14 protein-coding genes are annotated in these 14,590 nt (G+C 43.4%); 5 read left to right on the plus strand and 9 right to left on the minus strand.

Translation table 11 applies throughout. The features are described from left to right. Nucleotides 1-26 precede the first annotated feature (26 nt). Nucleotides 27-443 (plus strand): SRA domain-containing endonuclease, encoded by a 417-nt coding sequence (locus LC20001_RS08175; RefSeq protein WP_010011117.1) that lies wholly within the window; start codon nt 27-29, stop codon nt 441-443. Between the two features lie 78 nt (nt 444-521). Here LC20001_RS08175 and LC20001_RS08180 read toward each other — a convergent pair whose 3' ends face one another. The 8 genes from LC20001_RS08180 to LC20001_RS08215 form a co-directional block, all read right to left on the minus strand. Further along, entirely contained in the window at nt 522-1,847 is a 1,326-nt protein-coding gene (locus LC20001_RS08180; RefSeq protein ID WP_010011116.1) for a 5-methylcytosine restriction system specificity protein McrC, read from the minus strand. Next, entirely contained in the window at nt 1,831-3,834 is a 2,004-nt protein-coding gene (locus tag LC20001_RS08185; RefSeq protein ID WP_082602253.1) for an McrB family protein, read from the minus strand. Before LC20001_RS08185 ends, LC20001_RS08180 begins: the two co-directional genes overlap by 17 nt. 192 nt (nt 3,835-4,026) lie before the next feature. Then, nucleotides 4,027-4,317, minus strand: a complete 291-nt coding sequence (locus LC20001_RS08190) for a hypothetical protein (RefSeq protein ID WP_010011112.1) — start codon at nt 4,315-4,317, stop codon at nt 4,027-4,029. A gap of 320 nt (nt 4,318-4,637) precedes the next feature. Continuing rightward, nucleotides 4,638-6,077: a glycoside hydrolase family 1 protein gene (locus LC20001_RS08195; protein WP_010011111.1), complete on the minus strand. Its 1,440-nt coding sequence runs from the start codon at nt 6,075-6,077 to the stop codon at nt 4,638-4,640. Between the two features lie 173 nt (nt 6,078-6,250). After that, nucleotides 6,251-8,134, minus strand: coding sequence for a beta-glucoside-specific PTS transporter subunit IIABC (locus tag LC20001_RS08200; protein ID WP_010011110.1), 1,884 nt, complete (start codon nt 8,132-8,134; stop codon nt 6,251-6,253). A 91-nt stretch (nt 8,135-8,225) separates the two neighbouring features. Beyond that, nucleotides 8,226-9,065: a BglG family transcription antiterminator LicT gene (licT, locus tag LC20001_RS08205; protein WP_010011109.1), complete on the minus strand. Its 840-nt coding sequence runs from the start codon at nt 9,063-9,065 to the stop codon at nt 8,226-8,228. Nucleotides 9,066-9,346: 281 nt separating this feature from the next. Further along, entirely contained in the window at nt 9,347-9,646 is a 300-nt protein-coding gene (locus LC20001_RS08210) for a hypothetical protein (RefSeq protein WP_010011107.1), read from the minus strand. A gap of 136 nt (nt 9,647-9,782) precedes the next feature. Beyond that, nucleotides 9,783-10,088, minus strand: coding sequence for a bacteriocin immunity protein (locus LC20001_RS08215; protein WP_010011106.1), 306 nt, complete (start codon nt 10,086-10,088; stop codon nt 9,783-9,785). Nucleotides 10,089-10,263: 175 nt separating this feature from the next. On the opposite strand from LC20001_RS08215, the gene LC20001_RS08220 reads away from it, so the two are divergent. Then, nucleotides 10,264-11,712 carry a DDE-type integrase/transposase/recombinase gene (locus tag LC20001_RS08220; protein WP_099267101.1) on the plus strand — a complete coding sequence of 483 codons (1,449 nt, stop codon included), beginning with the start codon at nt 10,264-10,266 and terminating at the stop codon, nt 11,710-11,712. Between the two features lie 250 nt (nt 11,713-11,962). On the opposite strand, the gene LC20001_RS08225 is transcribed toward LC20001_RS08220, so the two are convergent. Beyond that, entirely contained in the window at nt 11,963-12,421 is a 459-nt protein-coding gene (locus tag LC20001_RS08225) for a ferritin-like domain-containing protein (RefSeq protein ID WP_010011105.1), read from the minus strand. 278 nt (nt 12,422-12,699) lie between these two features. On the opposite strand from LC20001_RS08225, the gene LC20001_RS08230 reads away from it, so the two are divergent. From LC20001_RS08230 to LC20001_RS08240, 3 genes are read left to right on the plus strand one after another with little or no spacing between them, the layout of a single operon-like run. Then, nucleotides 12,700-13,074 carry a GntR family transcriptional regulator gene (locus LC20001_RS08230; protein ID WP_010011103.1) on the plus strand — a complete coding sequence of 125 codons (375 nt, stop codon included), beginning with the start codon at nt 12,700-12,702 and terminating at the stop codon, nt 13,072-13,074. Further along, nucleotides 13,071-13,784: an ATP-binding cassette domain-containing protein gene (locus LC20001_RS08235; protein WP_010011102.1), complete on the plus strand. Its 714-nt coding sequence runs from the start codon at nt 13,071-13,073 to the stop codon at nt 13,782-13,784. The genes LC20001_RS08230 and LC20001_RS08235 overlap by 4 nt, the downstream gene beginning before the upstream one ends. Next, entirely contained in the window at nt 13,777-14,523 is a 747-nt protein-coding gene (locus LC20001_RS08240) for a hypothetical protein (RefSeq protein ID WP_010011101.1), read from the plus strand. The genes LC20001_RS08235 and LC20001_RS08240 overlap by 8 nt, the downstream gene beginning before the upstream one ends. The last annotated feature ends 67 nt before the right edge of the window (nt 14,524-14,590 follow it).

Below are 14,590 nucleotides of genomic sequence, written 5' to 3' on the forward strand. Positions count from 1 at the left end.
TACTTAATATAATCGAGGTCCCCCACATGACTAATTTCACCGTCAACCTAACACCTGGCAACACCTATACCAACAAAGAACTGTCTGCCGCTTTCAACGTCAGTAATATGGGCGGTATGCGTTACTCAAAAAAAAATAACGCGCTAGTTCTGATCTCCGACCACACCAAAGGTTACGACGACCACCGCGAGCACGATATTCTCTACTATACTGGTATGGGTAAATATGGCGATCAATCGCTGGACTTCGGTCAAAACAAACGACTGCAAAGTGTTTCAATTGCTACTGCCACCAATATTTATCTGTTTGAAGTGTTGAAGAAGACGGAATACATTTATCGCGGGCCAGTCACTCTTTGTCAGGAACCCTTTCAAGAACAACAGCTTGATTTTGACGAAAAACCGCGCAAAGTTTGGATTTTCCCGTTAAAAGTTAATCAGTAAGAGCAGCAAAAGACACGTAGAAGCTAAATTCCACGCGTCTTTTTAACTGCATTTCTTTCCACCAACTCACGCCACACCCTAATTCAGAATCGTCTGCTTAAAAATTGCCTCATTTTGCGTCATGGCCATTTTAAATTCACCATAATCTTCAATATCATAGGGAATTTTTAGCCCACATTTAATCAGCAGAATATCAGAACGCGCCACGACATTATCATCATAAGTCGAACCACTATTCAAGAACAGCTTCAAATCGTTAGTCTCGCTACTTTCTGGATACAGATAGAACCCCTTCTTAGCATCAAATCTGAACATATAAGCTAGAACTTGCAAGTAGTCTTTATTACCAATATTATTCTGGGGTTTATATTTCGTATCAGCGATAACCCGTGACGTCGAATTTTGGCTAATAAAATCGGGATAGATCAAACCAATTTGCCCACCATCATCCTTATTAAATAGTTCTTGGGCACCCTCGCCACCTTTATTTCGTGGATGGTGGAACGAATCGCCGATTAACAAATTAACGTATTCTTCCCATAACCAGGCACCATCAAACAAAATACCTTGAACCTGATGAACGCCCAAACCGATTTGGTATTTATCATGCTGTAAAATCATAAGACAGAGTTTTTGCAGCATACCATATTCGTGATAATAAGCATGACGCACCGGATTTTTTTTATTTATAGCAATCACTTTAGTACGCGCATAGAATTCATACTTATTCGTTGCAGCAATAATTGCCCCAACTTCCATTTTAACCGATCGTAACAGCCGTTGACCATAGGGCTTAGCTTTTATAAATTCAATGGTGTGCCGAATCAATTCAGTTAACTGATTATCATACGCAAATTCCCTTTGATTATAGGCAACTTTACCTATAAATGGTGTATTCGTTCTAACATGGCGAGCAACGTCGATAACGCCTTTAACATGATTATCATTATATTGGTGTCGTACATAAGTTTTAAAAACACCTTTACGCATCGCCTTTTTCAAAAAATACGGCAACAAAAGTGCTGACCAATCAAATAAGTGGTACTCCTGACTGGCATTCGTATTTAGATTGACCACATTAGGCAGAGCAAGCACCTTTTCAAGTAGATACTGAAAAAAATTATCTCGTCTACCAGTTGAAAAGCGTGATTCGATTATTAAATGTTCCTGACCATAACCAAGGAACCCCATTACATTACAGGTGCAGTAACAATTATTCTTACTTCTTAGCACCATCTGTTCATTAGTGATATCGGCAGCGGATGTAATTGTTTCTGGAAATACGAAGATACCTTCTCGTTCTAGTTGTCCTAATGTTTGATCAGCAATTTTCTTTGTCACTGACTGCACAGTCGTAAAAGTGTCTTTTGCATAGGTCGTATTATCTTTAATTCTCAATACCATGATCAGTACTACCTACCTTAGAATGGTCATATGCTTGCGCAAGTCGCACCATGATTTTAGTTTCATCTTGCATTCCATGAATATAGTCTTGTAACAGCGGTTCTAAATAGTCAGTCCATAATTGATCAAAGGTCAATGTTTTTAATTTCAAAAAATAAGCGGCCCCAATTTGATAATTTTCATTAAGTTCCTCAACCATAGCAATCGCATTGTTCAATGCATTCATGCGCTGTTTTGCTTCAGCTGCATTTTCGAGTGAATCCAACATCTCGATTCGTTCACCTGCTTTGATTTCAATGAAGCGGAAACGACGGCGCATGGCAAAGTCAAACGTATCAACTGAACGGTCAATATCATTCATTGTACCAACAATATAGACATTTTCCGGGATAAAGAATTTTTCTTCGTGGTCGTCGTGCAAACTGGCATATTGAGTAGTAACTTCACCAGCAGGACCACGATAACCTGGGTCAATTGAAAAGAAAAGTTCACCGAAGATTTTAGCAATCTCGCCACGATTGATTTCATCGATGATAAAGATATAGGGTTTTAATTTTTCCGGTTGTACTGTCGGTTTAGCCAACGATGTTTGGGTTGCTTTAATTGCCTTAAAAATAGCCAGATCATAAGAATAGCTTTGCGTACCATTTAATTTTCCAAAGAATCCGGTAACGTCTGTAACCTGTTTAAATTTTCGCCCAGATGTCAGCATTTGCTTGATAGTATCGACACTTAAACTAAGCTTATCAGCTATTGCATTTTCTGGTATGGAAACATTGATATGATTTTCATCAACATCAGTAATGTAAAATTTCGTACCGCGAGTCGTGGTTAATTCATCGACGCCTAATTCAATATTGGCAAAATAATCGGTTATCATTTCTTGCACGGAGACTTCTTTTTCGATCGCTGACTTCGATTTTTTTGAATTAATAAGGTTCTTTTGCGCGCGGCCAACAAATTTTTTAAAAATACCATCTTGCAATTCAAAACCCATTGAGCCATCCGCATTGGTTCTTGGACGTAAGCCTTCGACAAAATCGGTGTAATCATAACTCGGGTGGAACTGAACGAATTCAATTTGCTGTTTTTGTTCTGCAGTTAATTGTGTGTAATCAGTAAACTGACCTGCACTGATGATATCCGTTGCAATTTCTTTAGCCAGATAAGATTTACCCGTTCCTGGGGCACCGTGAAAGATAATGTTCTTGCTTGTTAATAAAGCTGATGTGTACTTATTTTTAAAATCGGTTTTAGCCTTCAAATTCACGACCTCCTTTTCTTGCGCATTAACATCTAGACTCGCATTCCGATACCACCATAGTAATGAGCTAAGCAAGGCGCCATCAAGTTGCGGATACTTTTCCGAAATTAAGCGCGTCAGCTCATAATTTTGTTTATAAACGCCGCCTTGCGCTTCAAGCGAGAGCATGGGTCCCCAAACCGTTTTCTGATCTTTATTCAGGTTAATACCCGAAAAAACCGGCGTCGCTGAATAAGCACACAATAGCTTAGTTACCATTGCCGAACGGCCAAAGAAAGAATTAGTTGATTGCCTGCTCTGGAAAACCGGATCAGAAAACTCAGCATTAATTCCCTTAGTGACGATTGCAACTAGATCTGCCTTTAATCGAGAAAACTGCTGGTTGAGCTCATTTTCAGCAATTACTTGGTTGTTCTGATCACAATAGGCGTGATACTTTTTACTCCAGTAAATTCCAAATTTGCCGGCCGTACCACCGCGAATTCCTAGATACAGATCACGATATTTGCCACTCTCAATTTCATAACAAAAGGACTTATTTTGTGGGCCTTTACCAGTAACATACTCATCCAATGCCAATGATTTTAAGCGTTCCAGCGGCCAATCGATTAAGAATTTTGCGCCAAGCCGCTTATTTTTCTCCTTATCCTGCTCTGCTTGAGCGAGTAGCTCCTTTTGATTTTGTTCATACCATTGTGTAAATTGTGTTAAGTTGGCACCCATTAGTTCACCCCTACTTACTCTATCCTATAAGATTTTACAATTATCTCATAAGAATTGTAGCATAGACAAATCACTAAATATTAATTAATCATAAATTAAAGTCATTGTTACGTCATTTGATTGAATCACAAAAAGCCGCGCAGAAAATCAATTTCCGCGCGGCTTTTCCTATATCCTAGCATCTACCCGACCCTACTTTGACCGCACTACCGATTTAACCTCATAGGCGCAAAAATCAACAGCCAAACAATAAAACACCGTGTTGACCACGTTCAGCCGGGCACCGCCGTAGAAAAATAGCGAGCAAAAGCCAATTGTGATCACAACCACACCGAACGCCAGCATTCCATTATGATAGTAATGGACCCATTTGGCTTCCTGGCCATGGCCACTGATTCGCTGATTGCGCCGATATAACAGCCAAAAAATCACCGCTTGCCCCAGTAGGAAAAGCGTCATAATAATTGTCACTAATAAATTCATTTATTTGTTCACTCACTTTGTTAGTTTTTAAGCTGATTTTTCCATTATAAAAATCCTGTCTAACAAAAGCAAGCAATCATAATCATAACTTATCGATTGATTTACAGACACTTTCATGAAAGTAGATAACCGATTACTTAAAATGCAGGTAGCAATTAAAAATCCTGCTCACTGGCACAAACAGGAGATCGCAGATAACTAAACATCATCATTGGCTTTGATCGCCTTCCTCATATTTAAATGACATAAAATTCCAATCTATTTTTCGTCCCAATAAAAAAACGAGCCACACCCCGATCAGATGTGGCTCGTCCTACAAATTATAGTTCTGCGCCATTACTGCGAATCACCCGCTGATACCAGCCAAATGATTTCTTTGGATAACGATTGAGTGTCCCTTGACCATTATCGTCTAGATCAACGTAAATGAAGCCGTAACGCTTGGACATTTGGCCGGTGGAAGCACTGACTAAGTCGATGCAGCCCCACGGTGTGTAGCCCATTAAGTCAACGCCGTCAGCCACTGCACCAGCCATTGCTTCGATATGTTGGCGTAGGTAGTCGATGCGGTAATCGTCATCAACGTGGTGTTGGGCGTCGATCTCGTCTTTGGCGCCGAGGCCATTTTCAACGACGAAAAGTGGTTTTTGGTAACGTTGGTACATTTCATTTAGCGCGATCCGTAGACCAGTGGGATCGATCTGCCAGCCCCAATCACTGGCTTTAAGATAAGGATTTTTCACACCGCCGATCAAGTTGCCGCTGGCGGTGTCTTTCGTTTCACCGGTGACGTCCACGGTGGCCGACATGTAATAACTGAAGCCGATGTAATCAACTGGGTTGGCTTTAAGCAATGCCAGCTCGGCCGCGGTGGTATCTAAGTCGCTAAAGCTAAAGCCGTATTCTTGCAGCAAACTGTCGGTGTAGCTCGGATAAGCGCCCCGAACTTGAACATCGCCACAGAATTGATTGAACGCCTGATTTTGTTTCAACGTCGCTAATTGGTTGACTGGGTTGGCATTGTAGCTATACGTCGTCGCGTACAGCAACATGCAACCGACTTTTAAGTCCGGGTCCAACTGATGGCCGATTGCAACAGCCTTAGCACCAGCCACAAACTGATTATGCCACGCTTGATAAATATTTTGCATATCGTTGGCGCCATTGCTAGCCACCAAACCTTGGCCCATCACTGGAAAATGTAGCGCACTGTTGATCTCGTTAAACGTCATCCAATACTTGACCTGCTTGTAGTAGCGTGTCAACACTGTGCGGGCGAAGCGTTCATAAAAAGCGATCAGCTGCTTATTCTTCCAGCCACCATAAGTCGTCACCAAATTCAATGGCATTTCATAATGAGAAATGGTGATCACCGGTTGGATGTTGTGTTTCAGGCATTCAGCGATGATTTGATCATAGAAGGCTAAGCCAGCTTCATTAGGTTCAGTTTCGTCGCCTTGCGGGAAGATCCGTGACCAGGCGATCGAGAAGCGATAACATTTAAAGCCCATTTCGGCGAACAACGCGATATCCTCACGGAAACGGTGGTAATGATCAATACCTTCATGGTTGGGATAAGTGTACTGCGTTGGCTTGATCTGCCAGTCAAAATCTGGCTGGTTAGCGATCGTAAATCGTTCAGGACCCCCAGGCAATGCATCGGCGATCGATAACCCTTTGCCGCCTTCACGATAGCCGCCTTCTAATTGATTAGCGGCGGTAGCGCCGCCCCATAAGAAATTATCGGGAAATTTTTGCATGTTTAGTCTTCCTTTCTTGATGCTGTGTTTTTGTTTAAATAACTGAACTGGCGTAAACGTGATTAAAAAAGCAGATTTCTGCGCCTAGCTACGTAAGTCAAACGTATCACTGCGTGCTACTTATTGCCTTACTAGGCTAGTGCTCAAAATCTAACCGCTTTTTCAATCACTCTCTAGATCACATACAGTGCAACGTCATCTTTGGTCACCACCGTTTTATCGGTAGCTTCGACCGCGACAAAGTCTTTGGTATTGGTGACAACAAGTGGTGTGGTGGTGTCGTAACCAGCCTGTTTGATCTGTTCTAGATCAGCTTCCATTAATAGCTCACCTTGGGCCACACGTTGGTCCGTTTGTACGTGCTGGGTGAATGGTGCCCCTTTTAAGTTTACCGTATCCAAGCCGCAATGAATCAACAATTCGACGCCGGAATCGCTTTTCAGGCCGATCGCGTGTTTTGTTGGGAAAACAGTCATCACAGTGCCAGCAAATGGCGCGTAGATTTTGCCGTCTTGAGGGATGATTGCCACGCCATCACCGAGCATTTTTTGGGCAAACGTAGCATCAGCCACGCTGTCCAAGTTGATCACTTCACCGGCCATGGGGCTGTAAATTTTTGTCGTTGTTTGGCTACCAGAAGCCACGTTATCGTCTGGTGTCTCAGCAACAGGTGCGGCTGTAGCAGCAACGGGTTCAGGTTCTTCATCGATGCCGAAAAGCCAAGTTAAGACAAAGGTGATGACAAATGATACCACTAAGACAATCAGCGCGTTGATAAAGTTAGCACTAGCGGCTTTATTGATAAATTGTGGAATCGAGATCAACGATGGTACGGCAAAGGCAAATGATTTCAAATTGACGATGCCCATGAACAAACCAGTGACGCCACCGGCGATCATTGCAGCATATAATGGTTTTTTGTATTTCAAAGTCACACCGTACAATGCAGGTTCAGTTACACCGGCTAATAATGCGGAAATACTTGCAGCACCGGCAATTTGTTTAGTATTTTTATTTTTAGCTTTGAACATCACCGCCAAACTAGCAGCACCTTGGGCAACGTTAGCGGCTAACATAGCAGGCAAGATCAAGGAATCGGGATGGGCGATCGATGCCGCCAAGAAAATTGGTGAAAAGGCCCAGTGCATCCCAGTCATGACGATCAATGGCATGAAGGCCGCCATTAACGGCATCGCCAACCAACTAGCTTTGCCTTGAATGAATAAAATGATTGCGGACAATAAATCGCCGGCGTAAGTGCCTAAAGGTCCCACGACAACTAACGCCAAAGTGCCGGAAATGAAGATCACCAATAATGGTTTCAGAATACTTTTAAGCGAGGTTGGGCAAACTTTTTCCACACCTTTTTCAATATATTTCATCAACCAAACCATGATCAGGATCGGAATAACCGATGACGAATAGTTGGCTAAAGTTACCGGCAAGCCCATAAACGAAACACTTTTGCCGGCGGTGACCATTGCAGTGAAGTTCGGATGGATCATGATCGCCCCGATCGTAACTGCTAACATTGGCGTAACTTTAAAGTATTGCGCCGCTGTGTACGCTAACATGATCGGTAAGAAATAAAATGGTGCATCACCGAAAATGCTTAAGATCGCGTAGGTCTGGCCTTTGGTACTCAACCAACCTAATAAAGGCAGTAAGATCAGGATAACTTTGATCATCCCACCACCGATCAAGGCGGGAATCAAGGGTGACATACAAGAAGAAATAAAGCTGGCGAAACGGCTGAACCAATTAACTTTTTCACCTGTTTTTTCTGGTTCGGCATCGTCATTATCATCAGTAAAGTTACCTAACTTAGCCAGTTCATTATAATAATTAGCCACGTCATTACCGATGATCACTTGATATTGCCCTGATTGATGATTAACGCCAACGACGCCAGGAATTTGTTTGACCGCCGCATCATCAACGCTACTTTCATCGCGTAATTTAAAGCGCAAGCGCGTCATACAGTGGATCAACGATACGATATTTTTTTCTGTGCCCACCGCGTCATAGATTGCCTGGGCAGATTCTTTGTAATTCATATAAATAGCCTCCAATAATAAAAATGAGCATGGCCTTAAACTGCCGTTATTTCACGGTAGCTTTAGGTCATGCTCAATTAAGATCACATTCCTATAGATTTTTAATTAAACGATTGATATGAACCGTTAGATACAATAATTCAGTCCCACTGATCGCATAGTTATAATTAGTTTTGACAAAGGCTTGCACTTGCTGGGCACAGGCAAAGGCGCGGGTGTAACGCTGCTTGATTACCACTAGTAAGTCATCATCATCGTCTTCATAGTGCTTGCCCGCCAATAATCGTTGCGCGAAAAACTTCAAATGCGTGATGAACCGGTAATAATTCAATGACGTTTCGTCAAATTCAGTGTGAAAATAGTTTTTGACCGTATCTTCAACTTCCTTGACGATCCGCGTCACGTCATAAGCCAAATTCTGACCGTTACCGTTTTCAACTTCAGCGTTTACAAAATGTAAAGCGATAAAAGCCGCTTCGTCATCTTCTAATTCAGTTCCCAGATCATTTTTGACCACGGCCAACGCTTTTTGCCCCACCGCGTACTCATCAGGATAAAAGCGCGCGATATCCCATTTCAACGGATTCCGTAACGTGATACCCTCATGCGCCTGTGCAATCGCATTATGCATATGATCGGTCAAATTAACGTAGATAATTTCGTTGAACTGCTTACCGAGTTTTAGCTTAGCAAAATTGATCACCTTTTCCGCCACTAAAATTTCGGTCATCGGCACATCGATCACTAAATCAGTAAACTTATTCAAAGTCGCCTTATCCTTAATAATAAACGTTTTTTCGACTTTGTCTAAGCGCACATCCTGACCTTGCTTTTTGCCAAAAGCGATCCCCGGACCCATCAGCAAAACATCTAAGCCATTTTGATTAACTGAGATCGCAGTATTATTATTTAGTACTCGTTTTATTTTCACGCTTAGCTCCGCTCCAAAAAAAGACCTACCTGCCATTAGGCGCTCAAAAACGCCTAGCAACAAATAAGTCATGCTCAAAAATTTGATAACACCTTATAATATGCAATTAAGATCTAACTATGAATTTCGCTCGTGCTTACCATGACGTAATCACACTGCGACTATAAATAATATGCTATCAATTAATGTATGCGTTGTCAACCCTATTTATCGCTTTTTGATCTACACCAATAAAAAAAGCCCCCAGCCAACGCCAGAAACTCACCTAAAACACTCTTCAATTATGACTCGACTCTCGGCGTTGAACAATGATCATCGTCAGATTGTTGGCACTGTGTCTGCTTCAAATAAGCGAAATAACGTTCACGAACTAAGCGACGCCCACTAGCCGGGAGATCAGCGTAACAAACGGAAGCCCGATACAGATCACGATCACCCACAAATCTTTCAACCCGATACTCGGCCACCGCGGTGATCAATTTAGCGATCGCCGCCAGTGGATCTGTGTTATGCTGCGCGCATAAATAGTCGACCACGGTGTTGATTGCCAAGTAATCCAGTAATTCGTCATTTTCGTGCATATTATTTTCCACCCCTTCCCACAAATTGCCGTAATTAATATAGCACATTAATTGGGTGGGTCAATAGAAAATTTGAAATAACGGTTCCAAAATTACTGATTAGCCGCGAGTTTCATGAAAAAAGCGCTTATTTACTCTAAAACCAAACCGGCAGCAAAAAGGCCGCCGCAGCTGTCGCATCATATTTGACGGCTTCACCTTTTAATTGTTGATGTAAGCGACCGACTGCCGGCGGGAAGTCTTGTTGGTGCGTCCAATAATATAAGGCGATCGTTTTGCATAGTTTAGTTGCGGTCAATGCGTAGTCACCAGTTTTGTCCAATTCAGTCGCTGCTTTTAACAGCAACTGCCGCAATTCTGGCCGTGCTTTCACCGCCGCATCGCCGTAGGCCGCACTGATCTGATCCAGCATCTGTTCCACCTTTTCCTGCCGCTTTTTCATTAAACTCCCTCCTCACTGACCAAGGTACTGTCAAACGTACCCGATTTTGTCTAGTTTTAATTATTGTTTCTAATGGTTTTGTATTATCTAAGTGAAATTAAAAAACACCCGGACCAATTCTTCTGTTATCCTTGGTGTGCAACCAACAAGAATTCCAAGAAAGAAGGAGATCCGAGTGCTTACACCATTATTAACTTATTTAGTCCAAATAATCAAGTTCCAACGTGCATTGATCATCTTTTTGTTGGCCCAGCTGATTGATATTTTTGACCATTCGCGCTTGCCCAGCACCGATAAACCAACCTATAAACGCTTTAATCAATTTCAAGTTGACGATAAATTACCAATTTTAGCAGCCGATATTGGTCCAGAATCACTTAATTATGAGCAACTGATCATTGACTACATGACCAAAACCGGCAAAGATCTAAAACCAATTCGGCGCCGACAAGGCACCGTGATCACGTTCCAGAACCAACGTTGCCCACGCTGTAATGCCCCAAGCGACTATCTATACGCTAATAACGGTAAAGGTAATCAGCTTAAGTGTAAGATCTGCGCTTTTAGCTTCCAAAATGGTGATGCGCAGAAGAAGAAAGCGGTGGTACTTCGTTGCCCATACTGCCAACATCGATTGGAAGCTCATCACCACCGTAGTAACTTCGATGTGTTACGTTGTCCTAATGACCAATGTTCATTTCGTTTAAAACAAATCAAGCAGTTATCCGTAGCTGAAGCCAAACAATTCAAGGAACAGCCATCTAGCTTCAAAGTACGCTACACTTTCCGTAACTTTAAATTCGATCTCAAAGGCTTAGCGGCTAGTTCGCCAGTTCAAGCCAAGGTCGATTTGAGTAAGATCCAAGCCAGCCCTGAGGTTTTAGGGCTTGCCCTGACCTATCACATTAACTATGGCCTGTCGGCCCGTCGTACCGCAGCCATCATGTACGACGTTCACGGCGTTAAGATCTCCCACCAAACCATTCACAACTACGAAGAGGCGGTAGCGACCGTTATTCGACCATTCTGGGCTAACTATCCTTACGAACTTTCCAACCAATTAGTTGGTGATGAGACTTACGTCAAGGTCAAAGGTAAGTGGAACTATATCTTTTACTTTTACGACGCGGTTAAAAAGCTAATTCTAGCCGACTATATAACGCCCAACCGCACAACTGAATCAGCGGTCGTTGCCATCAATCAAGTCCTACAGAAGATGTCCGAACGTCCAGCCGACCTACAGTTCGTAGTCGACGCCAATCCCATTTATCAAGTAGCACAACTTTATTTTGCTCAACAAGGGATCAATTTTAAAATCAAGCAAGTAGTAGGGTTGACCAACAAAGATCCAATCAGTAAAGAGTATCGTTTCTTGAAACAAACAATTGAGCGTTTAAACCGTAGTTTTAAGGGCAATTATCGGTCGGCCACTGGTTTTAACTCACCAACCGGTTCAGCCAGTTATACCGCCTTATATTCAGCGGCTTATAACTTTTTACGCCCGCACGAAGCGCTAGATTATAAGGTGCCGGTACACCTACCAGAGCTGGACAATAAACCGCGCATGTACGATAAATGGTTGGCCTTGATTGATCTAGCACAAAGCCAATTACCAACTGCATAAGCAAGCATTAGTTTAGGACTAGAATCAAACTTGTCTAAGCTGACTTTGTGTTGCCTCGAAACGGGCGATTGGCCGGATTAATACTGTGCGCGTACAGAACTAACCAACTAGACCACTCAATCCTTAAGTCGATTTCTACAGTTGCATCTACACCACCTTCTGAACCACGGTTTTCATAGAACTTTTGACGTTACCCTGACCAAAGTATAACACACCCCGCTAGGTAGCTGCCATAGCGGGGTGCACAAGTCTACAACATTTTAGTCAAATAATTTTGCTGGCCGATCAATGTGATCAGATCAAGTTGTTGTTGCGTCCAATTCAAATCTTCCACTTCGTCTTCAATGTAAGCTTTGACCAAGTCATAACTGGTGATATCCAACAGTTGATGATCCAATAGCGGCGTCAATGCGGCGATGCCTTTTTGTGAAATGTCCGCTTCGGCTTGCATATAAGCCTTGATGTCGGTGAATACCTGCTGTGCGGGTTGGGCTTCGTGTTGCAACTGCCCATCCAGATCCAGGATCCGCGCCATAAATTGGCCGGCAAAATCACGTTCTTCGGTGGCGTGACCTGTGTATTTATCGCTTAACTTAGTAAAACCTTGACTGGCAAAAATCTGCGCCGCAATACCACGGTGCGTGGCTTGTCCCGTTGCACCTGTTGCTAATGTTTGTAGCGTTGCGACCACTTTTTCTGTTTGGCTCATTTTACCGCTCCTATCTTTTTAGTCTTCCCAAAAATTCTAGCAGTTGCGCCAAGAAAGCGCAGCCAAAGTTGCCCAGCAAAATAACTTGCCAAATTCATCAGTTTGTATTATAGTGTAATAGAAAGCTAATACACTATTAACGTATTAAACTAGATCAGGTTTAGTAAATTGTTCGGTTAGTTTTTAACGTGATTGAAAAAGCAGCTACTTCCGCGCCACTAGGCTGATACGCAGAAGCTAACCGCTTGTCCAAATACACACGACTAAGGAGGGTCAACATGCAATTCGATGATAAAGTGCCAATCTATTATCAAATCAAGCAATATATTTACCGTGAGCTGATCGTGGAACACCTACGCGCCGGCGATAAATTACCAGCGATCCGCGAATTAGCGGTCACACTGACCGTCAACGTCAACACGATCCAGCGCGCCCTCAGCGAACTGATCAGTGAAGGGGTGATCATCTCCCAGCGTGGCAAAGGTAATTTTGTCACCACGGACCTCAAAATCTTGGTGGCATTAAAGCAACGGGTCCTGACCGCCGAATTCAGTGAGCTTTACGATCATCTCACGGCGCTGAACATTAGCCCGACTGAGATGGTCCAGTACCTGGAAGACTACATTGCCCAACGAAAGGATGACGCAAAATGACTGACGTTTTAAATATCCAAAATGTAACTTATAAACTAAATCTCGCTAGTATTCTTGATGGCGTGACCTGCGTAGTACCTGAAGGCAAGATCGTCGGCCTGCTCGGCGCAAACGGTGCCGGTAAAACGACCCTGATGCGCTTGATCAGCGGCGTGGCCAAAGGTTATCACGGTGAGATCACCGTCAACGGCGCCACCGCCGCCGCCCAACGGAAACAATTTGTCAGCTTTAGCCACCAACTAGATGGCGTCAGCGACCGTGCCCGTTTGGACAAAATCGTCCGCGACTACCGCGTCTTGTACCCTGATTTTGCCAATGATGAATTCGAACAACTGGCCGCTTTTCTTGAATTGGACCTAACCAAGCGCCTCAACCAGTTATCCAAAGGTAACCGCAAGAAAATGATCGTTGCTCTGACCTTGTCCCGCCAAGTGCCACTATACCTACTAGACGAACCGTTTGACGGTATCGATGGCATGAGCCGCAAAAAGATCATCGCCAGTATTTTAAAGTGGAAGCCAGACGCAGCCACGATCCTGATCAGCGACCACCATGTCGACGACATCGCCAACCTGCTGGACAGCGTGATCGTGCTCAAAGACCAACGCGTGGCTGCCAGTGAACAAGCCGATACCATCCGCGAAAAATACGGCCAAAGCATCGAAGACTATTACGAAACTATTTATACCGGAGGCGAGCAACATGACTAAATTCTGGCCACTTGGCAGCACCTTATTCAAAAAGAAAAGCAACAGCGTTCACCTGATCGTCGGCCTACAACTGATCGCTGTGGTGATCACGGTCATCATGGCACTATGGAAACAACAATATGACAGTACGATCTTGTTAGGCAGCCTTTTAGGCTACGGCTTTTTCGGCGGCATGATCCTATTTATCTTATTGGCACGCCACACCGAACAAGTTTGGACCAACAATTTTTATCGTCTACTACCGACCACCGACCTGCAGTTGTACGTGGCTAATCTAGTGTCTACGTTATTAGGCTACGTTTACTTTATCGTGATCGAAGCAATTCTTAGTGGCCTCGCGCTATTGACCGTACCTAACGTCAGCATCCCCAGTGACAGTTACCGCTACGCTGGGTCCGGCATGCTCGCCTTTTTTGCCCTAGTATTGTACGGCTGGGTCTTCATCAGCTTAGTTCATCTGATTGGCCGCACCATCAGCAGTTGGCTACCAGAAATGCGTTCAAAATTCGTTTACTTCCTATTTTATGTGATCGTTGGTGTGATCTTGATCCGCATTTTAAACACCGTCGGCGACTTGTTGGGTAAACTGATCGCGCCACTAGTTACCGGTCAACTCGATCCCGATGTCCTCCCTGGGACCTTAGCCTTTAGCGGTGCGCTAGCCGTGATCATTCTGATTTTTTCAGCGATCAATATCTACCTCTTAAAATACCGCGTTGAAACCAAGCAAACAGCGTAAACCACAAGGAGTTGTGACAGCAATTATGTCCAGCTCCTTCTTTGTATGGTCCAACTTGCCACAAAAA

The organism is Loigolactobacillus coryniformis subsp. coryniformis KCTC 3167 = DSM 20001, assembly GCF_002706425.1.
GTDB classification, from domain to species: domain Bacteria; phylum Bacillota; class Bacilli; order Lactobacillales; family Lactobacillaceae; genus Loigolactobacillus; species Loigolactobacillus coryniformis.

Excerpts from the sequence above, each read along its gene's own strand:
- LC20001_RS08175 (WP_010011117.1), top strand. The coding sequence starts at position 27 with ATGACTAATTTCACCGTCAACCTAACACCTGGCAACACCTATACCAAC.
- LC20001_RS08180 (WP_010011116.1), bottom strand. The coding sequence starts at position 1,847 with ATGGTATTGAGAATTAAAGATAATACGACCTATGCAAAAGACACTTTT.
- LC20001_RS08185 (WP_082602253.1), bottom strand. The coding sequence starts at position 3,834 with ATGGGTGCCAACTTAACACAATTTACACAATGGTATGAACAAAATCAA.
- LC20001_RS08190 (WP_010011112.1), bottom strand. The coding sequence starts at position 4,317 with ATGAATTTATTAGTGACAATTATTATGACGCTTTTCCTACTGGGGCAA.
- LC20001_RS08195 (WP_010011111.1), bottom strand. The coding sequence starts at position 6,077 with ATGCAAAAATTTCCCGATAATTTCTTATGGGGCGGCGCTACCGCCGCT.
- LC20001_RS08200 (WP_010011110.1), bottom strand. The coding sequence starts at position 8,134 with ATGAATTACAAAGAATCTGCCCAGGCAATCTATGACGCGGTGGGCACA.
- LC20001_RS08210 (WP_010011107.1), bottom strand. The coding sequence starts at position 9,646 with ATGCACGAAAATGACGAATTACTGGATTACTTGGCAATCAACACCGTG.
- LC20001_RS08215 (WP_010011106.1), bottom strand. The coding sequence starts at position 10,088 with ATGAAAAAGCGGCAGGAAAAGGTGGAACAGATGCTGGATCAGATCAGT.
- LC20001_RS08225 (WP_010011105.1), bottom strand. The coding sequence starts at position 12,421 with ATGAGCCAAACAGAAAAAGTGGTCGCAACGCTACAAACATTAGCAACA.
- LC20001_RS08230 (WP_010011103.1), top strand. The coding sequence starts at position 12,700 with ATGCAATTCGATGATAAAGTGCCAATCTATTATCAAATCAAGCAATAT.
- LC20001_RS08235 (WP_010011102.1), top strand. The coding sequence starts at position 13,071 with ATGACTGACGTTTTAAATATCCAAAATGTAACTTATAAACTAAATCTC.
- LC20001_RS08240 (WP_010011101.1), top strand. The coding sequence starts at position 13,777 with ATGACTAAATTCTGGCCACTTGGCAGCACCTTATTCAAAAAGAAAAGC.